Origin of the sequence: Rhodopseudomonas sp., assembly GCF_048594845.1 — a bacterium.
Classification (GTDB): Bacteria; Pseudomonadota; Alphaproteobacteria; order Rhizobiales; family Xanthobacteraceae; genus Rhodopseudomonas.
The window spans coordinates 1-7,514 of record NZ_JBMDXE010000328.1 but is presented as its reverse complement, the minus strand read 5'-3'; the positions used below and the strand labels follow the sequence as shown (position 1 = coordinate 7,514).

Annotated in this window: 6 protein-coding genes; 4 read left to right on the top strand and 2 right to left on the bottom strand. The window is 63.7% G+C overall.

All coding sequences use genetic code 11. From position 1 onward, the window contains the following. From ACOJTD_RS22180 to ACOJTD_RS22170, 3 genes are all read left to right on the top strand, one after another. Positions 1–444 (top strand): FAD-dependent oxidoreductase (locus ACOJTD_RS22180; protein ID WP_420135018.1); only part of this gene is annotated, 444 nt, incomplete at its 5' end. Positions 445–490: 46 nt separating this feature from the next. Continuing rightward, entirely contained in the window at positions 491–2,455 is a 1,965-nt protein-coding gene (gene shc, locus ACOJTD_RS22175; RefSeq protein WP_420135017.1) for a squalene--hopene cyclase, read from the top strand. Further along, entirely contained in the window at positions 2,452–3,183 is a 732-nt protein-coding gene (locus tag ACOJTD_RS22170; protein WP_420135016.1) for a phosphorylase, read from the top strand. Before shc ends, ACOJTD_RS22170 begins: the two co-directional genes overlap by 4 nt. A 237-nt stretch (positions 3,184–3,420) precedes the next feature. Here ACOJTD_RS22170 and hpnH read toward each other — a convergent pair whose 3' ends face one another. Both hpnH and ispH read right to left on the bottom strand, forming a co-directional pair. Further along, positions 3,421–4,581: an adenosyl-hopene transferase HpnH gene (gene hpnH / locus ACOJTD_RS22165; protein ID WP_420135015.1), complete on the bottom strand. Its 1,161-nt coding sequence runs from the start codon at positions 4,579–4,581 to the stop codon at positions 3,421–3,423. Between the two features lie 38 nt (positions 4,582–4,619). Beyond that, positions 4,620–5,564, bottom strand: a complete 945-nt coding sequence (ispH, locus tag ACOJTD_RS22160) for a 4-hydroxy-3-methylbut-2-enyl diphosphate reductase (protein WP_420135014.1) — start codon at positions 5,562–5,564, stop codon at positions 4,620–4,622. Between the two features lie 298 nt (positions 5,565–5,862). Here ispH and ACOJTD_RS22155 point away from each other — a divergent pair. Next, positions 5,863–7,514 (top strand): MMPL family transporter (locus tag ACOJTD_RS22155; RefSeq protein WP_420135013.1); only part of this gene is annotated, 1,652 nt, incomplete at its 3' end.

Genomic DNA, 7,514 nt, shown 5'->3' with positions numbered 1-7,514 from the left:
GGCCTGAAGACGCCGCAGGAATACCGCGCCATCGTGAATGCGCATTTCAACTATGCGCCGCCGCCAGGCATGCCGGCCCTGACCGGGGTGATCGGCGGGGTGGTGGAGTGGCTGTTCGCGTTCCCGAACCGGCTGTCGGTGACCATCAGCAATGGCGACCGCCTCGTGGACGCCCCGCGCGAGCAGCTGGCGGCGGAAATCTGGAGCGAAATCTGTAAGGTAGCTGGGATCTCGGCGAATCTGCCGCCGTGGCAAATTGTCCGCGAGCGTCGCGCTACCTTCGAGGCTACACCCGCCCAGAACGCCCTGCGTCCAGGGCCGGTCACCCAGTGGAAAAACCTGTTCCTTGCAGGGGATTGGACTGATACGGGGTTGCCGGCCACCATCGAGGGGTCGGTCCGGTCGGGCAATCGCGCCGCGGATCTGGTGCTGGCACGGGGCTAGGCCCCGGCGATGACGCCGGGCTGTGACCACGGAGACAACGAACAAAATGGATTCCGGCATTTACAGTTCGGGAGCTGAACGCGGCAGGACGCTGGAGGCATCGATCGATGCCGCGCGCAGCGCCTTGATGAGCCACCGGCGCGACGACGGCCACTGGGTGTTCGAACTCGAGGCGGACGCGACGATCCCGGCCGAGTACGTGCTGATGCGCCATTATCTCGGCGAGCCGGTCGCCACCGAACTCGAGGCCAAGATCGCCGTCTATCTGCGCCGCATCCAGGGTGCCCATGGCGGCTGGCCCCTGGTCCACGGCGGCGATTTCGACATGAGCGCCAGTGTGAAGGCCTATTTCGGCCTGAAGATGATCGGCGACGACATCAACGCGCCGCATATGGTGCGGGCCCGCGAGGCCATCCTGGCGCGCGGCGGTGCGATCAACAGCAACGTGTTCACGCGGTTTCTGCTGGCGATGTACGGCGTCACTACCTGGCGCGCGGTGCCGGTGCTGCCGGTCGAGATCATGCTGTTGCCGAGCTGGTCGCCGTTCACGCTGACCAAGATCTCCTATTGGGCGCGCACCACGATCGTGCCGCTGATGGTGCTATCAGTGTTGAAGCCGGTGGCGCGCAACGCCAAGGGCGTCGGCATCGACGAGCTGTTCCTGCAGGATCCGAAGTCGATCGGTCTGCTGGCCAAGGCTCCGCATCAGAACGCCGCCTTGTTCAAGCTGTTCGGCTCGATCGACAAGGTGCTGCGGGCAATCGAGCCGGTCATGCCGAAAAAGTATCGCAAGCTCGCGATCGAGAAGGCGCTCGTCTTCCTTGAAGAGCGCCTCAACGGCGAAGATGGACTCGGCGCGATCTTCCCGCCGATGGCCAATGCCGTGATGATGTACGACGCGCTTGGCTACGGCGAGGACTATCCGCCGCGCGCGATTCAGCGCCGCGCCATCGAGCTGCTGCTGGTCGACCGCGGCGACGAGGCGTATTGCCAACCCTGCGTTTCGCCGGTGTGGGACACGGCGCTCGCCAGCCACGCTGTGATCGAGGCCGACGGCACCCAAGGATCCGGCGCGGTTCGTCCGGCGCTGGACTGGCTGCTGCCGCGCCAGGTCCTCGACCTCAAGGGCGATTGGGCCGCCAAGGCGCCCGACGTCCGCCCGGGTGGCTGGGCGTTCCAGTACAACAACGCCCATTATCCCGATCTCGACGACACCGCCGTGGTGGTGATGGCGCTCGACCGGGCGCGCAAGGATGCGCCCAATCCGGCCTACGACACCGCGATCGCCCGTGGCCGCGAATGGATTGAGGGCATGCAGAGCGACGACGGCGGCTGGGCTGCCTTCGACGTGAACAACACCGAATATTACCTGAACAACATCCCGTTCTCGGACCACGGCGCGCTGCTCGACCCGCCGACCGAGGATGTGACCGCGCGTTGCGTGTCGATGCTGGCGCAGCTCGGCGAGACGCCGGAATCCAGTAGGGCGCTGGCTCGCGGCATCGAATATCTGCGCAAGACCCAACTGCCTGACGGGTCTTGGTACGGCCGCTGGGGCCTGAATTACGTCTATGGCACGTGGTCGGTGCTGTGCGCGCTCAATGCTGCCGGCCTCGACCACCAGGATCCGGCGATCCGCAAGGCGGTGGCCTGGCTTGCCTCGATCCAGAATCCGGACGGCGGCTGGGGCGAGGACGCGATCAGCTACAAGCTGGATTACCGGGGCTACGAAAGTTCAGCCTCGACGGCGTCGCAAACGGCATGGGCTTTGCTTGCTTTAATGGCTGCGGGTGAAGTCGATCATCCGGCCGTAGCGCGCGGGATTGAGTACCTAAAAAGCACACAGACCGAAAAAGGACTGTGGGACGAGCAGCGCTACACCGGTACAGGCTTTCCGCGGGTGTTTTATCTGCGGTATCATGGCTACTCAAAGTTCTTTCCGCTCTGGGCGCTGGCGCGGTATCGAAATTTGAGATCCACGAACAGCAAGGTCGTAGGGGTCGGAATGTGATTCTGGGGGCTAGGAATGAAGCGGCTGCGGATCCGCGGCCGGTTCTGATCGTGACGGGGCTGATACAGGAAGCACGAATCGCAGAGGGACCGGGTCTCACCGTCATCTGCAGCAGTAGCGATCCAAAGCAGTTGCGCCGCATGATGGCGAGCTTCGACGCCACCTCGATCCGGGGTGTCATCAGCTTTGGCGTGGCCGGCGGGCTCGACCCGACGCTCCGGGCCGGCGATGTCGTCATCGCCACCGAAGTTGTGGCGGGTGAACGCCGTTGGGCATCGGAAGTTTCCTTGAGCGACGAATTATTGCGAAGCGCCGGGCTCGGCCGTCAGCGTGTGGTGCGCGGCGGTCTGGTCGGGGCCGAGCAGGTCGTTGCGGCACGTGACGCCAAGGCGCTCCTGCGCCTGGAAACCGGCGCCGCCGCGGTCGACATGGAAAGCCACATTGCGGCCGACTACGCCGCCGCCGCCAGCTTGCCGTTCGCGGCGCTGCGGGTGATCAGCGATCCTGCCAACCGTAGCCTGCCGCAGATCGTGTCGACGGCGATCAAGCCGAACGGCGACGTCGACCTGCGCAAGGTGCTGCGCGGCCTGGCGCGACACCCGACCTCGATCCGGTCGCTGGTGTCGACAGGCATCGACTTCAACCGCGCCCACCGCAGCCTGCGCGGCTGCCGCGGCTTCATGCTGGACGCCGTCCTCGGCCGCGGCGGTATGGTCGCCGAAGCCTGAGCGCTAAGGCGTCAAGCGCCAAGGCCTAGCGCCACACCCCCTCGGTCATCGCCCGGCTTGTCCGGGCGACCCAGTATTCCAGAGCCTTAACTTTCATCGAGAGGCTCTGGAATACTGGATCCCCGCATTCGCGGGGATGACGGGGTGGTTGCGTAGCGACGCCCAACTCTCAAATCTCCCACCATAAAAAAACGCGGCCCGTAGGCCGCGTTCTTTGTCTCTGAGCCGATCGCGCGATCAGGCCGCGGTGGAGGCCTGCGGCTGACGCTTGGCGGCGGCTTCGGCCGCCTCGTCGCGACGGAGCTCCGTCAACGTCTTCTGCACCTGCTCGGCGAAGATGTACTGCGCCGGGCGCTGCTTCGACAGGTCGATCTCGGGCGCCATCGGGCCGGAGGTCTTGATCCCGCGGATCGACACCCAGGCCGCCTTCAGCGGGTTGTTGAGCGAGGCCGCCGCAGCGGTCGGCTCGTAGCCGCAATGCGCCATGCAGTCGGCGCACTTCTCGTACTTGCCGGTGCCGTAGGTCTCCCAGTCCGTGGTTTCCATCAGCTCCTTGAAAGTCTTGGTGTATCCTTCCCCGAGCAGGTAGCAGGGCTTCTGCCAGCCGAAGATGTTGCGCGCGGGCATTCCCCACGGCGTGCATTCGAACGACTGATTGCCGGCCAGGAAGTCCAGGAAGAGGCCGGAGTGCATGAAGTTCCACTTCTTGCCCTTGCCGCGCGCGAACACCTCGCGGAACAGGTTCTTGGTCTTGGTGCGGTTCAGGAAGTGCTCCTGATCCGGCGCGCGCTCATAGGCGTAGCCCGGCGACATCGAGACGCCGACCCCGAGCTCCGCAGTGAAGTCGAGGAACTTGGCGATCTCTTCAGCCGGATGGTTGTCGAAGATCGTCGCGTTGACGTTGACGGCGAAGCCACGCGCCTTGGCGGCCTTGATCGCCGAGACGGCGCGATCGAACACGCCCTTCTGCGACACGGCCTGGTCGTGGTGCTCCTTGAGACCGTCGAGATGCACCGAGAAGAACAGGTACGGCGACGGCTCGAACAGATCGAGCTTCTTCTCGAGCAGCAGCGCGTTGGTGCACAGCGACACGAACTTCTTGCGCGCCACGAGACCGCGCACGATCTCGCCGATCTCCTTATGGATCAGCGGCTCACCGCCAGGAATCGCGACCATCGGCGCACCGCATTCCTCGGCGGCGTCCCAGCACTCCTGCGCGGTCATCCGGCGGTTCAGGATCGCGTCGGGATAATCGATCTTGCCGCAGCCGACGCAGGCGAGGTTGCAGCGAAACAGCGGCTCGAGCATCAGTACCAGCGGATAGCGCTTGCGTCCCAGCAGCTTCTGCTTGAGCAGGTAGCTGCCGATCACGATCTCCTTGTGAAACGGTATTGCCATTACGTGTACTTCTCTCTCATTCAAATCGCGGTGTGCGGTCAGGCCGTTGCCAGTTCCGCGGGCAGAACGAACTCGATGTTTTCCTCGCGGCCCGGAAGCATCGACACGGTCACCGGAACGATCCGGCGCAACGCTTCGATCACGTCGTCCACCAGGACTTCCGGGGCGGACGCACCAGCGGTGATTCCCACCGCCTTTTTGCCCGCGAGCCATTCCGGGTTGAGCTCGCTGCCATCGGCAATGAGATAACTCGGGATGCCGGCTTCGGTACCTATTTCCCGCAGCCGATTCGAATTGGAACTGTTGTTCGCGCCGACCACCAGGATCAGGTCGACCAGCTTGCTCATGTCCCGCACCGCCGATTGCCGGTTTTGCGTGGCATAGCAGATATCGCGGGTGTCCGGACCCTGGATATCCGAGAATCGCTTTGAAAGCGCGGCGATGATGTCCTTGGTGTCGTCGACGCTCAGCGTGGTCTGGGTAATGTAGGCGACCGGCGTGTCGGCCGGCAGCGTCAGCGACTCGACGTCCTGCAGGTTCTGCACCAGCAACACCGGGCCGGGAACCTGGCCCATCGTGCCCTCGACCTCGGGATGGCCGGCATGGCCGATGAGGATCAGGGTTCGACCCTTCGATGTATAGCGCTTGCCCTGGTTGTGAACCTTGGTCACAAGCGGGCAGGTTGCATTCAGCACCGGCAGGTCGCGGGCGGCTGCTTCTTCCTCGACACTGCGGGCCACGCCATGGGCGCTGAACACCGTGACGGCCTTTGGCGGCACCTCGGAGAGGTCCTCGACAAAGATCGCGCCCTTCGCCTTGAGGCTCTCCACCACGTATTTGTTGTGCACGATCTCGTGACGCACATAGACCGGCGGGCCGTACTTCTCGAGCGCGCGCTCGACGATCTCGATCGCACGGACGACGCCGGCACAGAATCCGCGGGGCTGGGCAAGAAAGACTTCGAGAGGGCGAACGTCAGACAAAGGGCACCACGCTCATGATTGATCGTCTCCTGGCGACATTATGGGCAATTCCCGTACCATGATCTAGTCGGTAAGTGGACACCCACAATGCCGGGCGGCGCAGGGTTCCCATGGGCGGCCGTTGAAAACGCCCTTGGCAATCCAGCCTGTTGAGATTACTTCCGGCCACGACGCCCGCGGGCTTCATGGGTATTTCGCGGTCTTGGTCGTCGGAACGCGCACGGCGGTTCGATCGTCTTTCGGTACCCGGCGAAGCCGCCGCATTCTAGGCAAGCCGATAGCAATAGAAAGAGCAAATGTGCTGAAAAGTGCCGTCGTTTCCGTTGTCAAAGCCAGCACCCGGTTTGCGTCTATTACTGTCACGATCGGAGTACTTCTGGCGATCGCCAGCGGCTTCTATACTTTCAAACACTTCGGTATCAACACCGATATCAATCATTTGATCTCGTCCGATCTCGACTGGCGCAAGCGTGATATCGCGTTCGAGAAGGCGTTCGATCAGGAAAGATTGATCCTGACGGTGATCGAGGCACCGACGCCGGAGTTCGCCAACGCCGCCGCGGCTGCGCTGTTTCAGAAATTGTCGAGCAATACCAGTAACTTCGAGTCCGTGAAGCGGCTTGGGGGTGGGCCGTTCTTCGATCGAAACGGACTGTTGTTCCTGCCGACCGATGAGGTCGCCAAGATTACCGGCCAGTTCCAGTCCGCGGTTCCGCTGATCGAGATCATGGCGGGCGACCCCAGCATCCGCGGGCTGACCGCGGCGCTGGAGACCGGCCTGGTCGGCATCAAGCGCGGGCAGGTCAAGCTCGACGGTGCTGCGGCACCATTCAACACCATCAGCCAGACCGTCGAGGACGTCCTCTCCAAACGCGAGACCTTCTTCTCGTGGCGCGGCCTGAGCAGCCCCGAGCCACTCACCGACGGCGACAAGCGGCAGTTCATCGAGGTCAAGCCGATCCTCGACTTCCAGGCTCTGGAGCCCGGCAAGGCTGCGACCGACGCGATTCGCGAGGCGGCGGCCGAACTCAAGCTGGAGCAGCAGTTCGGCGCCCGGGTGCGGCTGACCGGACCGGTGCCGATCGCCAACGAGGAGTTCGCGACCGTCAAGGATGGCGCCGTCGTCAACGGCATCGGCACGGTCGTCGTGGTGCTGCTCATCCTGTGGCTGGCGCTGCATTCGTCGAAGATCATCTTCGCGGTGGCGGCCAATTTGTTCGTCGGTCTTGCGATCACCACCGCGGTCGGGCTGCTGATGGTCGGTTCGCTGAACCTGTTGTCGATCGCCTTCGCGGTGCTTTTCGTCGGCCTAGGCGTCGATTTCGGCATCCAATACAGCGTCCGTTACAGATCGGAGCGCCACAAGACCGGCGATCTCGACAAGGCGCTGGTGCAGGCGGCCGAGTATTCGGCGGTCCCGCTGTCGCTGGCGGCGGTCTCGACGGCCGCAGGCTTCCTGTCGTTCCTGCCGACCGCCTACAAGGGCATTTCGGAACTCGGCGAGATCGCCGGCGCCGGCATGGTGATCGCGTTCCTGTCGAGCATCACGGTGCTGCCGGCGCTGATCAAGCTGCTCAATCCGCCCGGCGAAAAGGAACCGCTCGGCTATGCCTTCCTGGCGCCGCTCGATCACTTCCTGGAAAAGCACCGCATCGCGATCATCGTCGGCACGATCGGCGTCGCGCTCGCCGGGTTGCCGCTGCTCCACTACATGCATTTCGACTTCAACCCGATCAACTTGCGCAACCCGAAGGTGGAGTCGATCGCCACCTTCCTCGACCTGCGTAAGGATCCGAATACCGGCGCCAACGCGGTCAACGTGATGGCGTCGTCGGAGCAGGGCGCCAAGGAGATCGAGGCCAAGCTGTCCAAGATCCCGGAGGTGTCACGAACACTGTCACTCGACACCTTCGTGCCGGCCGATCAGCCAGCGAAGCTGAAGCTGATCCA

Excerpts from the sequence above, each read along its gene's own strand:
- shc (WP_420135017.1), top strand. The coding sequence starts at position 491 with ATGGATTCCGGCATTTACAGTTCGGGAGCTGAACGCGGCAGGACGCTG.
- hpnH (WP_420135015.1), bottom strand. The coding sequence starts at position 4,581 with ATGGCAATACCGTTTCACAAGGAGATCGTGATCGGCAGCTACCTGCTC.